This is a genomic window from Micromonospora rifamycinica, from assembly GCF_900090265.1.
Lineage (GTDB): Bacteria > Actinomycetota > Actinomycetes > Mycobacteriales > Micromonosporaceae > Micromonospora > Micromonospora rifamycinica.
On the sequence record NZ_LT607752.1, the window covers coordinates 1,752,680 to 1,770,070 of the forward strand.

Below are 17,391 nucleotides of genomic sequence, written 5' to 3' on the forward strand. Positions count from 1 at the left end.
TCAGTGCCGGACCCGGGTGCGCGGGTCGATCAGGCCGTAGAGCAGGTCGACGATCAGGTTCGCGCCGAGCACGGCGAGCGTGATGAAGAGGAAGACCCCCTGCATGAGCGCGTAGTCGTTGTTCGTGACGGCGCCGAGCAGTCGCCCGCCGATCCCGGGATAGGAGAAGACCTGCTCCGTGATGACCGAGCCGGAGACCACGAAGCCGAGGGAGATGGCGAACCCGGCCACCGAGGGGAGGACGGCGTTGCGCGCCGCGTAGGAGCGGCGGATCGTCCCCGGCGACAGGCCCTTGGCCTCCGCCGTCAGCACGTAGTCCTCGGACAGGGTGGAGACCATCATGTTGCGCATGCCGAGCAGCCACCCGCCGATCGAGGCCAGCACGATGGTCAGGGCGGGCAGGGTGGCGTACCGGACCGCCGAGAGGAGGAACTCCGTGTTCCAGCCGGGGGTGAGCGCGACGTCGTAGCCGCCCTGCAGCGGCAACCAGCCGAGCACCCGGGCCAGCAGGTAGCTCAGGAGCAGGGCGAGCCAGAAGTACGGGATGGCGGCGAGCAGCGTGGTGGCCGGGACCAGCGAGTCGAGCCAGGTGCCGGGTCGCCACCCCACGATCGCGCCGAGCAGCACCCCGAGCAGCGCGGCGATGAGGGTGGCGACCCCGACCAGCACCACGGTCCAGGGCAGCGACGCCAGGATCACGTCGGAGACCCGGGCCGGGTAGTAGCTCACCGACACCCCGAGGTCCCCACGGGCGAGGTTCCCCAGGTAGTCCAGATACTGGTTCCACAGTGGTCGGTCGTCGTCGCCCCCGAGGAGGAGCGTGTACGCCTCGCGCGTCTCCGGGCTGACCGTGCCGCCCCGCTGCTGGAGCTTGGCCAGCAGGATGTCGACGGGGTCGCCGGGCAGCAGGCGCGGGATGGCGAAGTTGAGGGTCAGGGCGGCCCAGAGGGCCACCGCGTAGAAGCCCAGCTTGCGAAGGAGGTAACTCACGACGGCGCTCTTTCCTCGGGGGCGGCTGGGGTGGTCAGCTCTGGGGCTTGAGCCGCTTGAAGACCTCCGCGGCGTCGAGCGCCGACCACACCGCCGGGAAGGCGTACAGGTCCTGGTCGGAGGGCCAGCCGCTGAACTTCCCGGTGTTCCACACGCTCGTCGTGCCGGCGGTCAGGACCGGGACGTACGGCATGTCCCGCACGATCGCCCGTTGGACGGTGTCGAAGTACGGCTGCCGGGCCGCCCGGTCGTCGAGCGGGAGCGCGGCCAGGTCGTCGAGCGCCGCGTCGACCTCCGGGTTGGCGTAGCGGGAGTAGTTGTTGCCGGCCGACTTGCCCACCCTGGCGCCGGTGCCGGAGTCGAAGAAGTAGGTGTAGAGGTAGAACGGGTCCGGCGCGGGGCCCTGCCCCAGCGAGTCGATGACCAGCTGGAACCTCCCGGACCCCTTCTTCTCCGTCCACTCGTTCCAGGAGGACTGGGCCGCCTGCAGCTCGATCCCGGCGGCCTTGGCCTGCGAGGCCATCGTGTCGATCGCGGTGATGTAGTCGGTCCACCCGGTGACCACCTCGACGGTCAGGGACAGCCGCTGGCCGCCCTTGGCGTAGATGCCGTCGGAGCCCTTGGCCCAGCCGGCCCGCTCCAGGAGCTGCGCGCTCTGCTGCGGCTCGGCGGTCATCGGGGCCACCTTCTCCGTGAGGCCCGCGGCGGCGAAGCCGTCCTGGCCGGGGGTGAGCGTGAAGGCCGGGGAGATCGCGCTGGCGGTGTCCTGGAACGCCAGCTTGTTGAGCTGGGTCCGGTTGAGGGCGGAGTAGAGGGCGTGCCGGACGGCGGGGTCGGTCTGCGGCCCCGTGCACCCCATCTGCACGCTGGAGCAGGTGGCGAGCACCATCTGGTTCTGCCACTGGGTGTAGGCGTCGTACCGGGGGAAGTTCTTCCTGGTGTTCTTGAGGTCGGGGATCGGCCCGGTGAACCAGTCGACGGTGCCGGCCGCGATGCCGTCGGCGCCGGCCTGGTTGCCGGACAGCGCGACGAAGCGGATCTTCTTGACCTTCGGTTCGCCGCCCCAGTATTTCGGGTTCGCCGTATAGGTGAAGGCCTGCGGCTTGAACTCGCCGACCAGGTAGGCGCCGGTGCCGACGGGCTTCTCGACCACGTCCTGGGTGGGGCTGACGGTCCGCCACAGGTGCTCGGGGACGATCGGCACGGCACCGAGCAGGTCGGGGCCCTTGACGAAGGCCGGCGCCGTGAAGGTGAAGGTGACGTGGGTGTCGTCCGTCGCGGCGGCGGTGCCGTCGAAGCCGATGTTGTTGATCGCCGCGTTCTTCTTCAGCAGGCCGAAGGTGAACACGACGTCCTTCGCGGTGAAGGGCTGGCCGTCGCTCCAGGTCACCCCGTCGCGCAGGGTCACCGACAGGACGGTGCCGTCGGCGTTCCAGGACTGCTGCGTGCCGAGCAGCGGCACGAGGTCGGACACCTTGGCCTTGTTGACGAAGAACAGGGTCTCGTAGGTGGTGCCGAGGCCGCCGATGCGCGACGGCGAGAACGGGTTGAAGTTGACCTGGTAGTCGCCCGACTGACCCGTGTAGGCCACGAGCGTGGCCGCCGAGCCGGCGGACGAGGTCCCGCCGGAGCAGCCGGTCAGCACGAGGCCGAGCGCGGCTGCGCCGGCGAGTGCCGCGGCGCGGCGCGACATGCCGGTGAGAAGAGACATCGTGGTCCTTTCACGAGCGGGGGCGATGCTCGCCCGCCATGGCCCAGGAAGGGCCAGCGATGTATTCTTAAGCGACTAAATTTACTCAGTCAATGCGTCCACTCAATTGATCTCGATAAATTTCTTTGGGTGGGTCGCCGGACCGCCGCCACCCGGTCCGACCGCACCGCGCCGACCCCCGTTCGTCAGCCCCGCCGAGCCGGGCGACGGCACCGTCGCCGACCCTTGCATGATCTGGTCCATCGGCTAGACATATGAGCGGGAGCGCTCCGCCCGGCTCCCGGACCGATCTAGGAGGGCTCGCGGCATGCTCCACGACGGCGACGGCCGCGTCACCACGGCCGGGCGGATGCTCGATCTCCTGCGCACCCGCGGCACGCTCAGCCGGGTCGAACTCGCCGAGCTCTCCGGCCGCACACAGGCCAGGATCACCCACGTGGTCCGCCGCCTGATCGACGGGGGCCTCGTCCGCGAGGTGGGTCGTGAGCAGCAGAGCCGGGGCCAGCCCCGGCGGCTGCTGGAGCTGGAGGCGGACGCCTGGTACGCCGTCGGGGTCCAGTTCGACCGCACCACGACGACGATCGTCGTGATCGACTTCGCCGGCCGGCGGATCGCGACCGCCGGCTTCCGGGGCACCGGGACCAGCGGACCGGACGCGGCCGTCGCCACCCTCGCCGGCCACGTCGACGACCTGGTGCACCGCACGGGTGTGCCGCGCGAGCGGGTGCTCGGTGTCGGCCTGGTCACCCACGGCCCCCAGGACCGGGAACGCGGCATGCTCCTCATGGCCCATCCCACGCCCGACTGGCTCCAGTACCCCCTGACGTCGAGCCTGTCCAGCAGACTCGGCCTACCCGTCCTGCTGGAGAACGACGCGACGGCGGCGGCCACCGGCGAGCAGTGGTCCGGCACCGTGCCGACCGACACGTTCGGGCTCATCTACCTCGGCTCCGGCCTGGGCGGCAGCGTCGTGGCGGACGGCAACGCCTACCGTGGTCGCGCCTCGAACGCCGTCGAGATAGGGCACGTGGGGCTGATGGGCGCCAGCGCCGCCTGCGTCTGCGGCAACCACGGCTGCGCCGAGGCGGAGGCGGGTCCGCGTACGGTCGTCGCGCAGGTGCTCGCCCGCCCCGACCTCGCCGGGCGCCTCGGCGTCACGGCCCACGAGGAGGACACCCTCGCCGACTTCGGGCGCGTGGTGCGCGCGTGGCAGGCCGGCGACCCGGACGCCACGGCGATCCTCCAACGGTCCGCCCACTGGATCGGCCGCGCCGCGGTGACCATGGTCAATCTTTTCGACCTCGACACCGTCGTGCTGGCCGGACCCGCCCTGGTCGACGCCGGCCCGCTCTACCAGCGGTTCATCGAGACGGAGCTGACCAGGCACGCGCTCAGCCGGGCACTCAGCCGACCCCGGGTCCTGTTGTCCGCCAACGTGGACACCGCCGCCGCCGTCGGTGGCGCCCTCCACGTCCTGCGCACCGTCACCGTGGAGCACGTCACCGGGACGCCCGCCTGACCGCCGTCAGCGCGCCTCGCCCGGTCGACGCCCGCGCCCCTCGCCCGGTCGACGCCGGCGCGCCAGGAGATAGCCGACACCGGCGGTCAGCGCCACGGCGGCCACCGCCGCGGACGGGCCGACCAGCGGCCGGGACCGCTCGCGGGAGCCCATCGCCACGCCGGAGGAGCGGTCCGCCAGCAACGACCAGGCGGACCGCCACGACAGTGTCGATCCGACCGACAGCGCGGAGCCGATGGACAGGATCGACCCGGCGGAGCCGACGCTGCCGACCGAGGCGATCGAACCGACGCTGCCGATGGACAGCACCGAACCCCGCGATCCGATCGACAACAGCGAGTCGGTGGACCACAACGACAGCCGTGACGAGCCGGTAGAGGTCATGAGCTGATTATGCGGTACCCCCGGTGCGCGCGTCGGTCATCGCGGCGTCGGCGGTGTCCGGTTCGCCGGGCCGGGTGGCCGGGGTCCGGCCCGATCGGATCAACGGACCGGCCAGCGCGGTGGTGACCAGGGCCATGAGCACCAGCATCGTGAACATCTGCCCGTCGAGCACGCCGAGCTGCAGGCCGACGCTCAGCACCACCAGCTCGGTCAGACCCCGCGTGTTGACGAGGATGCCCAGGATCCCGGCGTCGCGCCAGGACATGCCGAGCGACACGGCCGGCACGATCGCGCCGGTCAGCTTCCCCACACAGGCGACCAGGACGATCGCGGCCAGCTCCAGGAGGTTCGCCGCGGTCAGTCCGCCGATGTCGACACCGAGGCCGGTGACGATGAAGAACACCGGGAGCAGCACCATGCTCACGTGCTCCAACGGCCGGCACACCTGCTCCCGCAGCTCCGCCGCCGGTTGGCGGGGCATCACCAGGCCGACACAGAACGCGCCGAAGATGGCGTGCAACCCGATCCAGGTGGTCGCGTAGGACGCCAGGAACACCGTCGCCACCACGGTGACCAGCAGGTACGTCGTGGCCCAGCGTCGGGTCATGACGACCAGGAGCGGGCGTACGACGACCCGCAGCACCGTCAGGAAGACGCCCAACAGCAGCAGCATGCGGACCAGGTCCAGCGGTCCGCTCGCGGTGACGATCGCGGTCACCACCGCCAGCAGGCACCAGGCCAGCACGTCGTCGATCGCCGCACTGACCAGGGCGATGCTGCCCACCCGCGTGCCGGTGAGGCCCCGCTCGGCCAGGATGCGCGCCAGGACCGGGAAGGCGGTGATCGACATGGCGACGCCGAGGAAGAGCGCGAACTCCGTGAAGCCGACCCGGTCGACGCCGACCGCGTCGTGGCGGTGGTACAGCAGCGTCGCCAGCGCCACCCCCAGGCCGAACGACACCACGATCGAGCCGATCGACACGGCCGCCGCGGTGCCCCGGTGGCTCCGCAGCCGGGCCGGGTCGAACTCCCAACCGATCAGGAACATGAACAGCGCCAGGCCGACCTGGGCGACAGTGGACAGGAACGGCCGCGCCTCGGCCGGGAAGAGCCACGCCGTCGGATTGCCGGGCAGCAGCCCGAGCAGGCTCGGCCCGAGCGCGACACCCGCGAGGACCTCCCCGATCACCGCCGGCTGACGTAGCCGCCCCACCCATCGCCCGACCAGGGTGCCGACCGCCAGCACCAACGCGATGTCGAGCAGCACCGTCGCGGTCAACAGCTCGGCGTGGTTCGCCGGGGACTCCATCGACGCCTCAGCCCTTCGGCTGAGGGACGGCAGGACCGATGGCCACGCTGCAGACCCGGATCATGCGTCGGAGCATCGTTCCTCCTCGGTTCGTCGTGCTGCGGTGACGGGCCGCCCCACGTGCCCGGCCGGAGGACGCGAACCGGGGATTCCGTGGACCGGCTCCGAAGGTCCGTCGCTACTCCGCGACGCGGGTACGCCTGATCCACCGGAACAGGACCGGACCGTCCACCGACGGTTCCCCGTCGACCCTCCCGAAGTGCTCGTAGCCGCCGTAATGGCAGATCTTGACGGTGTCGGTGAGGCTGGCGACCCGCTGACGGCGGACCTCGACGGGCAACGATGCTGGGCCACCCTCGAGAACGATGTCGACGGTGCCCGTCGTGCTGGCGGCAGGACTGTCCATGACTGACCTCCACGCAGGAAAATGGTCGGAGGCGGGGCGATGTCTACCTTTTCGACCGTAGGCTCGCCCGGTCCTCGGGCAAACCCTTAAACCGGTGCCGGCGGCCCCTATCCGATCCCGGACGCCAGCCAGTCGTCGATCACCCGCGCGGTGTCGACCGCGCCCGACTCGAGCATCGTGAAGTGGTTGCCGGCAACCTCGGCCGTGGCGATGGCCGAGGGCCACGTCGCACGCCAGGACGACTCCGGTTCCGCGTCGGGGCTCGCGCCGTCAGCCCGGAACAGGTCGGTCGGGCGGACGAACAGGGTGGGTGTCGTGACAGCGGGCACCGCGCACTCCGCGATCAGCCCCACGTAGCGGCCCATCGCGGAGAGCCGGGCGCTGGTGAAGGGTCCGAAGGACTCCTCCCGGGCGAACAGCCCCTCCAGCATCGGTGTCGCGAAGCCTTCCATCGCGGCGCTGTCCGGCAGGTAGGTGTCCAGCAGGACCAGTCCGGCGGCGGGACGGCCCCGCTCGTCGAGCAGCGCCGCCAGGCCCTGCGCGAACAGGCCACCGGACGAGTAGCCGACCAGCGCGTACGGTTCCTCACCGACGACCTGGAGGAGGCTGGCGGCCAGCCACTCGACGACCGCGCCGGGCGACTCCGGCAGCGCCTCGGCCGACCGGAATCCCGGGATCGGCAGGGCGTGCACCTCGCGGACGCCGCGCCACGCCGTCGCGAGCCGCGCGTACTGGTGCGCCCCACCCAGACCCATCGGCGACGGGACACAGATCAGGCGAGGCCGTGCCGGTCCCTCGGCCAGACGTAGCGGCGCGGCGATCTCGGTCAGCTCCGCAGGCGACCGGAACCCGGGACGCAGCCGCGCGACCGCGGACAGCAACGCGAAACCGTCGTCCCGGCGTCCGGCCGCGACGGCGTCCCGGAACAGCGCGCCCAGCGTGTCCTCACGGTCGGCCGGGGCCACGGTGCCACCGCCAGCCGGGGACGCGGTGCCACCGACGGTCGCGTACAGGTGACGCCCCAACGCCCTGGCCGTCGGATGATCGAACACCGCGGTCGCGGTCAGTCGTACGCCGGTCGCCGCGCCGAGCTGGTTCCTCAGCCGGATGGCCGCCAGCGAGTCGAAGCCGAGTTCGGTGAACTGACCGTCCGGGGCGACGTCGGCAGCGGATCGGTGACCGAGGACGGCGGCCGCCTCCGCGCGGACCAGGGCGACAAAATCGTCCTCGGTACGCGGTGCCAGGCGGGACGACTCGGCGGTACTGCGACGGGTCGGTCTCAGCCTCTCGAGCAGCGGCGTCGCCGGCACGCCGTCGAGTCGCAGGCGAACCGGCAGCAGGACGGGTGAGCCCGCGTCGAGGGCCGCGTCGAACAGGGCGAGCGCATGCCGGTCGTCGAGCGGGAGGACGCCCGACCGCTCGGCGTCGACCGCTGTGGTCATGGCGCTCCTGGTCTCCCACAGTCCCCAGGCGAGTGACTGGGCGGGTAGCCCCTCCGCCCGCCGTTGCCGGGCCAGCGCGTCCAGGTAGGCGTTCGCCGCCGCGTAGTTGGCCTGACCCGCCGACCCGAACACCCCCGACGCCGAAGAGAAGAGGATGAACGCGTCGAGCTGCCGGTCGCGGGTCAACTCGTGCAACAGGTACGCGCTGCGGGCCTTGGCGGCGAAGACCGTCTCCAACCGCTCCGGAGTGAGGTTGACGATCGTGGAGTCGTCGAGGACACCCGCCGCATGGATGACCACCCGCGGGGAAAACTCGTCGAGCAACCCGCGCAGACACTCCCGGTCACTGATATCACCGGCGACGACCCGCGCCTGCGGCAGATCCCGCACCAACCCCTCAGCACCCGGCGCGTCCGGACCACGCCGCGACACCAACACCAGGTCGTCCACCCCGTACTCACGCACCAGATGCCGGGCAAGCAGACCACCCAACGTGCCGGTACCACCAGTGACCAGCACCGGCCCGGCGCTGAAGTCCGGCTGTTGCCCGCCCTCGGCCACGCCGGCACGCACCAGACGGGGCACCTGAATACGGCCGTCGTCGTCGACCCGAAGCTGCGGCTCCCCACACACCGCCACCGCAGCCCGCGCCACCACCGGATCCGGCGCATCGACCAGCACCAGACGGTCCGGATGCTCCGTCTGCGCCGACGCCAACAACCCCCACACCGCCGCCGCATCCGGGCTTGTCTGACCATCAGGGACCAGCACCAGCCACCGCCGGTCATCGGCAGCCAACCGCTCCTGAACACCGACCAGAACATCAGCCAGACCGACACCCGAGCAGTCCCACACCGGAAGGTCGGCCTCCACCTGACCGAGGTCGACCGCACCGGACTGGCTGACCTCACCGGCGTGACCGGCGTGGTTGATCCGGGCGGCCTGGCTGATCCGGCCGGCGTCCACCCAGTCGATGGTGTAGAGGTCTCGCACCGTCCTGGCCGGCAGCCGGTTCGGTAGCGCTCGCAACACCAACGAACCGACCGTGACCACCGGTGCTCCGTCCCGATCGGTCAGACTCACCGACAGCGTGTCGCCGACGACCCGCATCCACACCCGCGCCTCTGTCGCACCCGTCGCATGCACCACCACGTCCTGCCACGCGAACGGCAACAGCGGCTCCGCCGGACCACTGGGCTCGTACAACCCCGCCACATGCAACGCGGCATCCAACAACGCCGGATGCACCCTGAAACGATCCACCTCCGCACGACCCACATCGTCCAGAGCCACCTCGGCGACCAACTCCCCGTCAACCCGCCACGCCGCCCGCAACCCCTGGAACACGGGCCCGTACTCCAGACCCACACCCGCCAACCGCTCATAAAAATCATCAACGGCAACCGGAACCGCCCCCACCGGCGGCCACACCTCACCCTCTCCCCCCACACCACCAGCACCAGCACCAGCACGGGACACCTTCACCTCGGCATCAGCAGCCAAAAATCCCGTCGCATGACACACCCAATCCCCACTCCCACCACCATCGCCGCCACCATTACCACTCCCATTCCCACCCCCATCACCGCCACCATTTCCATTCCGGGAATACACCGCCACCCGGCCATCCCCACCCACCACCGTCTGCACCTCAACAAACCCCAACCCCTCCAACACCAACGGCACCTGCACCATCAACTCCCGCACCACCGACAACCCCACCACATCACCCGCACCCACCACCCACTCCACAAACTGCGCCCCCGGCACCAACACCACCCCACCCACCACATGATCCCCCCACCACGAACCCACCCCCACCGAAACCCCCACCGACACCACCACACCACCATCACCCAACCGCACCACCCCACCACCACCACTACCACTGCCGTTGTTTCCGATGTTGCCGTCCAACCAGAAACGCTCCCGCTGAAACGCATACGTCGGTATCTCGGCTGGTGACACCCCTACAGGCATCACCGAATCCCACTTCACCGCTACTCCCGCCACATGCAGCACCCCCGCCGCCCGTAGCACATCTTTCATGCCACCTTCACCGCGCCGCAACGTCCCCGTCACCACACCCCCCGACACCACATCCGCCACCCCCGCCAACAACACCGGATGACCCGACACCTCCACAAACCCCCGCACCCCATCACCCACCGCCGCCCGCACCGCATCCTCAAAACACACCACACCCCGCAAATTCTCAAACCAATACCCCGCATCCAAACCCCCACCATCCACCAACCCACCCGTCACCGTCGAATACCACGGCACCACACCCGACCGAAAACCCACCACACCCAAACGCTCCCGCAACACCCCCTCCACCACATCCACCCCCACCGAATGCGACGCATAATCCACATCCACCCACCGCACCCGCGCCCCACCCCAATCCACCGACCCCAACACCCCACGATCCCCCGACACCACACACAACCCCGGACCATTCACCGCCGCCACCGACACCCCCACCACACCCACCAACCGCAACCGCACCTCCTCCACCGACAACCACACCGACAACATCCCCCCACCACCACCCGACAAAAACTCCCCCACCACACCCGCCCGCACCGCCACCACCCGCGCACCCTCCTCCAACGACAACACCCCCGCCACCACCGCCGCCGCCACCTCACCCTGCGAATGACCCACCACCCCCACCGGAACAACCCCCAACGACCCCCACACCCGCGCCAACGACACCATCACCGCCCACATCAACGGCTGCACCACCCGCACATCACCACCCACCACCCCACCCGACAACAACACCCCCACCACCGAACAACCCACCCACGGCAACAAAACCCGATCACACTCCCCCATCGCCCCCGCAAACACCACCGACTCCACCAACAACCGACACGCCATCCCCTCCCACTGCCACCCCTGACCCGGAAACACAAACACCACACCCAAACCAGAACCACCCGACGAAACCAAACCAGAACCAGAAACACCAGACAAACCCGAACTCAACGAACCCCGCAAACCACCCAACAACTCCTCCGCCGAACCACCCACACCCACCGCCCGAAACGGCAACAACGCCCGCCCCCACAAACCCACCGCCACCGAACCCACCGACACACCCAAACCACCCGAACCACCCGAACCACCCAAAGCAAAACTCTCCAACCGCTCAACCTGCCCCACCAACCCCTCCCACGAACGCCCCGACACCAACCACACCACCGGACGATCCGCATCCGCAATGCGGGCGACATCAGTACCCGCAGGTACAACAACATCCCCACAAAGCACACCCGAATCCGAATCCGACAATGCCACAACAGAACCAGAACCAGCAGCAGAGAAAGAAGGGGAAGAAACAGAAACCGAATGCGAGCCCAAAGCAGAATCCGAGCCAGAAACAGAATCCGAGCCCGACACCGCAACCCACTCCGGATCCGGCGCCTGTTCCAGGATCACGTGCGCGTTCGTCCCACTCACCCCGAACGACGACACCCCCGCCCGGCGCGGCCGACCCACCCCAGGCCACACACTCCGCTCCACCGCCAACTCCACCAAACCCGCCGACCAATCCACCTCCCGACTCGGCTCATCGATATGCAACGACCGCGGCACCACACCATGCCGCATCGCCAACACCATCTTGATCACACCAGCCACACCCGCCGCCGCCTGCGCATGACCGATATTCGACTTCACCGACCCCAACAACAACGGCCACACCCGACCCTGCCCATACACCGCCAACACCGCCTGCGCCTCAATCGGATCCCCCAACCGCGTCCCCGTCCCATGCCCCTCCACCACATCCACATCCACCCCAGACAACCCCGCCGACACCAACGCCTGCCGAATCACCCGCTGCTGCGACGGACCATTCGGCGCCGTCAACCCATTCGACGCACCATCCTGATTCACCGCCGAACCCCGCACCACCGCCAACACCCGATGCCCACGCTCCCGCGCCACCGACAACCGCTCCACCAACAACACCCCCACCCCCTCAGACCACCCCGTCCCATCCGCCCCCGCCGCAAACGACTTACACCGCCCATCCACCGCCAACCCCCGCTGCCGCGAAAACTCCACAAACACCCCCGGCGTCGCCATCACGGCAACGCCTCCGGCGAGCGCGAGATCGCATTCCCCGGACTTCAGGGACTGGGCGGCCAGGTGGAGGGCGACCAGTGACGATGAGCAAGCGGTGTCGATGGTGACCGCCGGCCCCTCGAACCCGAACGTGTACGCCACCCGGCCCGAGGCGATGCTGCCGGCGTTGCCGTTGCCCATGTGCCCTTCGAGTTCCGGCGGAATCTGGGTCATTCGACCCAGGTAGTCGTGGTACATCAGGCCGGTGAAGACGCCGGTGCGGCTGCCGCGCAGCGACAGCGGATCGATACCCGCCCGCTCCAAAACCTCCCACGACACCTCCAACAACAACCGCTGCTGCGGATCCATCGCCAACGCCTCACGCGGAGAAACACCAAAAAACCCCGCATCAAAATCCCCAGCCTCATACAAAAACCCACCCTCACACGCATAACTCGTCCCCACCCGATCCGGATCCGGATCAAACAACCCACCCACATCCCAACCCCGATCCACCGGAAAACCACCCACCGCATCCCGCTCCCCCACCACCAGATCCCACAAATCCTCCGGCGACCACACACCCCCCGGAAAACGACACGCCATACCCACGATCACCACCGGATCCCCCTCCACCACCCCCGACACCACACCCGAACCCGAACCCGAACCCGAAACCACACCACCGAACAACACCTCATCCAGATGACCAGCCAGCACCACAGGCGACGGATAGTCGAAGACCAGGGTCGCCGGAAGCCGTACCCCGGTCCACGTGGTCAGGCGGTTGCGCAGCTCCACGGCGGTGAGGGAGTCCAGGCCCATGTCGCGGAACGCCTGTCCGGCGTCGACCTGGTCTCCACCATCGAAGCCGAGCACCCCGGCCACCATCGTGCAGACCTGACGTACGAGTTCGGCCCGTCGCCGCTGCGGTTCCCATCCGGCGTACCGTTCCGTCAACGACTGGTCCCGGTCGCCGGACGCCGCGGTGCGCCGCGGAGCCGGCACCAGGCGCGACAGCAGCGGCGGTACGACAGTCGAACTGTTCAGGCGCAGCCGCACCGGCACCGTCACCGGCGCGTCGGCCCGCAGTGCCGCGTCGAACAGTCGCAGGCCCCGCTCGTCGTCGATCGGCAGCACGCCCGACCGGGCCAGACGATCACGATCCGCCGACTGGGCCAGCGCGCTCGCCGACTCCCAGAGGCCCCAGGCGAGCGATAGGCCGGGCAGTCCCTGCGCCCGCCGGTGCCGGGCCAGCGCATCCAGGTAAGCGTTCGCCGCCGCGTAGTTGGCCTGACCCGCCGCACCGAACACCCCCGACGCCGACGAGAAGAACACCAACGCACACGACCCGTCGGTCAACTCATGCAGGTGCCGCGCGGCGGCGGCCTTCGCCCGGAACACCGACTCCAGCTGAGCCACCGTCAGGTTGCCCACCGTCGCATCGTCCAGCACCCCTGCCGCATGAACCACCACACCAGGCCGAGCCTCGTCGAGCAACGCCGCCAACGCCTCCCGATCCGCCACGTCACACGCCACCACCCGCACCCGCGGCAGCTCCCGCACCAGCCCGTCCACACCCGGAGTGTCCGGACCACGCCGCGACACCAACACCAGGTCATCCACCCCGTACTCGCGCACCAGATGCCGAGCAAGGAGACCGCCCAGCGTCCCGGTACCACCAGTGATCAACACCGGTCCGGCACCGAAATCAACCCTGACCTCTCCCTCGGCCGGCGCAGCCCGCACCAACCGGGGCACCCGGATACGGCCATCATGATCGACCCGCAACTGCGGCTCGTCGCACACCGCCACCGCCGCCCGCGCCACCACCGGATCCGCCGCGTCGACCAGCACCAGCCGGTCCGGATGCTCCGACTGCGCCGACGCCAACAAACCCCACACCGCCGCCGCATCCGTAACCGTCTGACCACCCGGAACCAGAACCAGCCACCGCCGTTCGTCGGCAGCCAACCGCTCCTGCACCCCGACCAGAACATCAGCCAGGTCGGCACCGGTGCAGTCCCACACCGGAAGCTCGGCTTCCCCCTCACCGATCTGGCCGGCATCCATCCAGTCGACGGTGTACAGGTCCCGCACCGGTGCCACCGACGGTCGATCCGGCAGACCCCGCAGCGCCAGCGAGCCGACCGTGGCCACCGGAGCGCCGGACGTGTCGCTCAACGTCAGCGACAGGGTGTCCCCGTCGACGTGCATCCGGACCCGGACCTTCGTCGCACCGGTCGCGTGTACCGCGACGTCCTGCCAGGCGAACGGTAGCAGCGGCTCCGCCGGACCCTCGGACCTGTCCAGTGCCGCCAGGTGCAACGCCGCATCCAACAACGCCGGATGCACCCCGAAACGGCCCGCCTGCCCATGATCCAACTCGTCCAGGGCCACCTCCGCGAGCAACTCCGCGCCCGCTCGCCACGCCGCCCGCAACCCCTGGAACGCCGGACCGTACTGCAGACCGACACCGGCCAGACGCTCGTAGAAGCCCTCCACCGACATCGGCACCGCGCCCACCGGCGGCCATGTCGCATCGGCCTGCGGGGCGTCGCCTTCGGCGGCCTCCGCCAGCTGGCCGGTGGCGTGGCAGGTCCACGCTTGGTCGGCGCCGGTGCGGGCATGGATGCTGAGCTGCCACCGACCGTCGACGGTGGTCTGCACGTCGACGGTGCCGGCGGCCTCCAGCACGAGCGGGGCCTGCACCGTCAACTCCCGTAGTACGGGTGCGCCGACCAGGTCACCGGCGTGCACCGCCCAGTCGACGAACCCGGTTCCCGGCACCAGCACCGAGCCGTCGACCACATGGTCGGCCAGCCATGGTTGCCGGGCCGTCGATACCCGGTTCGACACCACCACCCCGCCGTCGGCGAGCCGCACGTTGCTTCCGCGCCAGCCGCCTCCGTCGAGCCAGTAGCGGCGGTGTTGGAACGCGTACGTCGGCAGATCCTCAGGCACCGCCACCATGGGCGACACCGGCGCCCAGTCCACCGGCACCCCAGCGGTATGCAGGGCACCCACCGCAGTCAGCCAAGTGACCACCTCATCGACATCCCGCCGCGACACCGGCACCACCCGACGATCAGGCAACATCGCCGTCAACGTCGCATCCGGACCCACCTCCACACACACCCCCGCGTCCACCACACCCACCGCATCGCCGAACCGCACCGTCTCCCGCACCTGACGCACCCAGTACTCCGGCACCGTCAGATCCGCACCCACCTCCACACTCGACACCAACGGCACCCGCGCCGGCCGAAACTCCACCGACCCCACCACCTGCGCGAACTCAGCGAGCATCGGCTCCATCAACACCGAATGGAACGCATGCGACACCCGCAACCGGCGGACCCGCACCCCCGCCCCCGCCAACCGATCCGCAGCGGCCACGACCGCAGCTTCCGGACCGGAGAGCACCACCTGGTCCGGACCGTTGACCGCCGCCACATCCAAACCCAGACCGGCCACCGCCGACTCACCGGCCTGCACCGCCAACATCGCCCCACCAGCAGGCAACGCATCCATCAACCGCGCCCGCGCCGCCACCAACCGACACGCATCCACCAGATCCAGAACCCCAGCCACGACCGCCGCCGCATACTCACCCACCGAATGCCCCACCACCACACCCGGACACACCCCGAACGACCGCAACAACGCCACCTGCGCCACCTGCACCGCAAAAATGCCCGGCTGCGCAAACAACGTCCGATCCACCAACCCACCACCCCCAACCAACACCTCACCCAACGACCGCGGCAAAAACCCCTCCAACAACCCACACACCCGCCCGAACTCCTCCGCAAAAACCGGAAAACGCCCCGCCAACCCCACCCCCATCCCCCACCACTGCGAACCCTGCCCCGAAAACAGAAACCCCACCTCCACCCCAGAACCGGCAGCGATCGGCTCTCCCAGGCCACGCAGCAACTCGTCGGCCGTCGCACCCACCCCGACCGCCCGGTACGGCAGGAGCGCCCGTCGCGCCAGCCCCGCCGCAACCCCCGACACCGGCAGGTCGGGCCGCGACCGCACGAACTCCTCGATGCGCCTCGCCTGGGCGCGCGCCGCAGCGGCCGACCGACCCGAGATCATCCAGACCGCCGGCCCGTCGGGCACGGTGGCCGGTTCCGACTCGACCTCCGGCGCCTGTTCCAGGATCACGTGCGCGTTCGTGCCGCTGACCCCGAACGACGACACCCCGGCCCGGCGCGGCCGACCCACCCCAGGCCACTCCGTCCGCTCCACCGCCAACTCCACCAAACCCGCCGACCAATCCACCTCCCGACTCGGCTCATCGATATGCAACGACCTCGGCACCACACCATGCCGCATCGCCAACACCATCTTGATCACACCAGCCACACCCGCCGCCGCCTGCGTGTGACCGATGTTCGACTTCACCGACCCCAACAGCAGCGGCCGTTCCCGATCCTGCCCGTACGCCGCCAGGACCGCCTGCGCCTCAATCGGATCCCCCAACCGCGTCCCCGTCCCATGCCCCTCCACCACATCCACATCCACCCCAGACAACCCCGCCGACACCAACGCCTGCCGAATCACCCGCTGCTGCGACGGACCATTCGGCGCCGTCAACCCATTCGACGCACCATCCTGATTCACCGCCGAACCCCGCACCACCGCCAACACCCGATGCCCACGCTCCCGCGCCACCGACAACCGCTCCACCAACAACACCCCCACCCCCTCAGACCACCCCGTCCCATCCGCCCCCGCCGCAAACGACTTACACCGCCCATCCACCGCCAACCCCCGCTGCCGCGAAAACTCCACAAACACCCCCGGCGTCGCCATCACCGTCACCCCACCAGCCAACGCCAGATCACACTCACCCAACCGCAACGACTGCACCGCCAAATGCAACGCCACCAACGACGACGAACACGCCGTATCCACCGTCACCGCCGGACCCTCGAAACCAAACGTGTACGACACCCGACCCGACGCCACACTCCCCGCATTTCCGTTGCCCAGGAATCCCTGCAGCTCGTCGGGCACCTCGGCGAGCCCGGTCGCGTAGTCGTGGTAGGTCAACCCGGCGAAGACGCCGGTCCGGCTACCGCGGAGCGCCTGCGGGTCGAGCCCGGCCCGTTCGATCGCCTCCCACGACGTTTCGAGCAGCAGCCGCTGCTGCGGATCCATGGCCAGCGCCTCACGTGGCGAGATCCCGAAGAACGCGGCGTCGAAGCCGGCGACGTCGTCCAGGAACCCGCCGGTACGGGTGTAGGTGTGACCGGGCAGGCCGGGCTCCGGGTCGTAGAGTGCCTCGACGTCCCACCCCCGGTCGGTGGGAAAACCGGTGACGGCGGAGCGTCCGGCTTCGAGCAGCGTCCACAGGTCCTCCGGCGAGCCGACCCCGCCGGGAAAGCGGCACGCCATGCCCACGATGGCGATGGGTTCCCGGCCCGCCTCCTCGATCTCGCTGAGCCGGTCGCGTGTCTCCTGGAGCTCGTTCGTCACACGCTTGAGGAAGTAGCGGAGTTTCTCCTCGGCGTTCATGATCTGCGGTCGCTCCTCGCG

The 17,391-nt window shown here is 69.5% G+C and carries 6 protein-coding genes and 1 pseudogene; 1 reads left to right on the top strand and 6 read right to left on the bottom strand.

What is annotated here, in order from left to right:
• Both GA0070623_RS07280 and GA0070623_RS07285 read right to left on the bottom strand, forming a co-directional pair.
• The gene (locus GA0070623_RS07280; protein ID WP_067302305.1) at positions 1-990 is read right to left on the bottom strand and encodes an ABC transporter permease; all 990 of its coding nucleotides are present in this window, start codon (positions 988-990) and stop codon (positions 1-3) included.
• A 34-nt stretch (positions 991-1,024) separates the two neighbouring features.
• Positions 1,025-2,701: an ABC transporter substrate-binding protein gene (locus tag GA0070623_RS07285; protein WP_067302302.1), complete on the bottom strand. Its 1,677-nt coding sequence runs from the start codon at positions 2,699-2,701 to the stop codon at positions 1,025-1,027.
• 307 nt (positions 2,702-3,008) lie between these two features.
• Here GA0070623_RS07285 and GA0070623_RS07290 point away from each other — a divergent pair, with 307 nt between their 5' ends.
• A complete protein-coding gene (locus tag GA0070623_RS07290; RefSeq protein WP_067302299.1) occupies positions 3,009-4,220 on the top strand; it encodes an ROK family transcriptional regulator in 1,212 nt (403 codons plus the stop codon).
• A gap of 6 nt (positions 4,221-4,226) precedes the next feature.
• Here the strand turns inward: GA0070623_RS07290 and GA0070623_RS07295 are convergent, their stop codons facing one another.
• From GA0070623_RS07295 to GA0070623_RS30310, 4 genes and pseudogenes are all read right to left on the bottom strand, one after another.
• Positions 4,227-4,604 carry a hypothetical protein gene (locus GA0070623_RS07295; RefSeq protein ID WP_067302296.1) on the bottom strand — a complete coding sequence of 126 codons (378 nt, stop codon included), beginning with the start codon at positions 4,602-4,604 and terminating at the stop codon, positions 4,227-4,229.
• 7 nt (positions 4,605-4,611) lie between these two features.
• Entirely contained in the window at positions 4,612-5,913 is a 1,302-nt protein-coding gene (locus GA0070623_RS07300) for a cation:proton antiporter (RefSeq protein ID WP_067302293.1), read from the bottom strand.
• A gap of 178 nt (positions 5,914-6,091) precedes the next feature.
• A complete protein-coding gene (locus tag GA0070623_RS07305; RefSeq protein WP_067302289.1) occupies positions 6,092-6,319 on the bottom strand; it encodes a DUF5988 family protein in 228 nt (75 codons plus the stop codon).
• Between the two features lie 188 nt (positions 6,320-6,507).
• Positions 6,508-17,373: pseudogene (locus tag GA0070623_RS30310) on the bottom strand (SDR family NAD(P)-dependent oxidoreductase); the annotation flags it as partial.
• Positions 17,374-17,391: the final 18 nt, after the last annotated feature.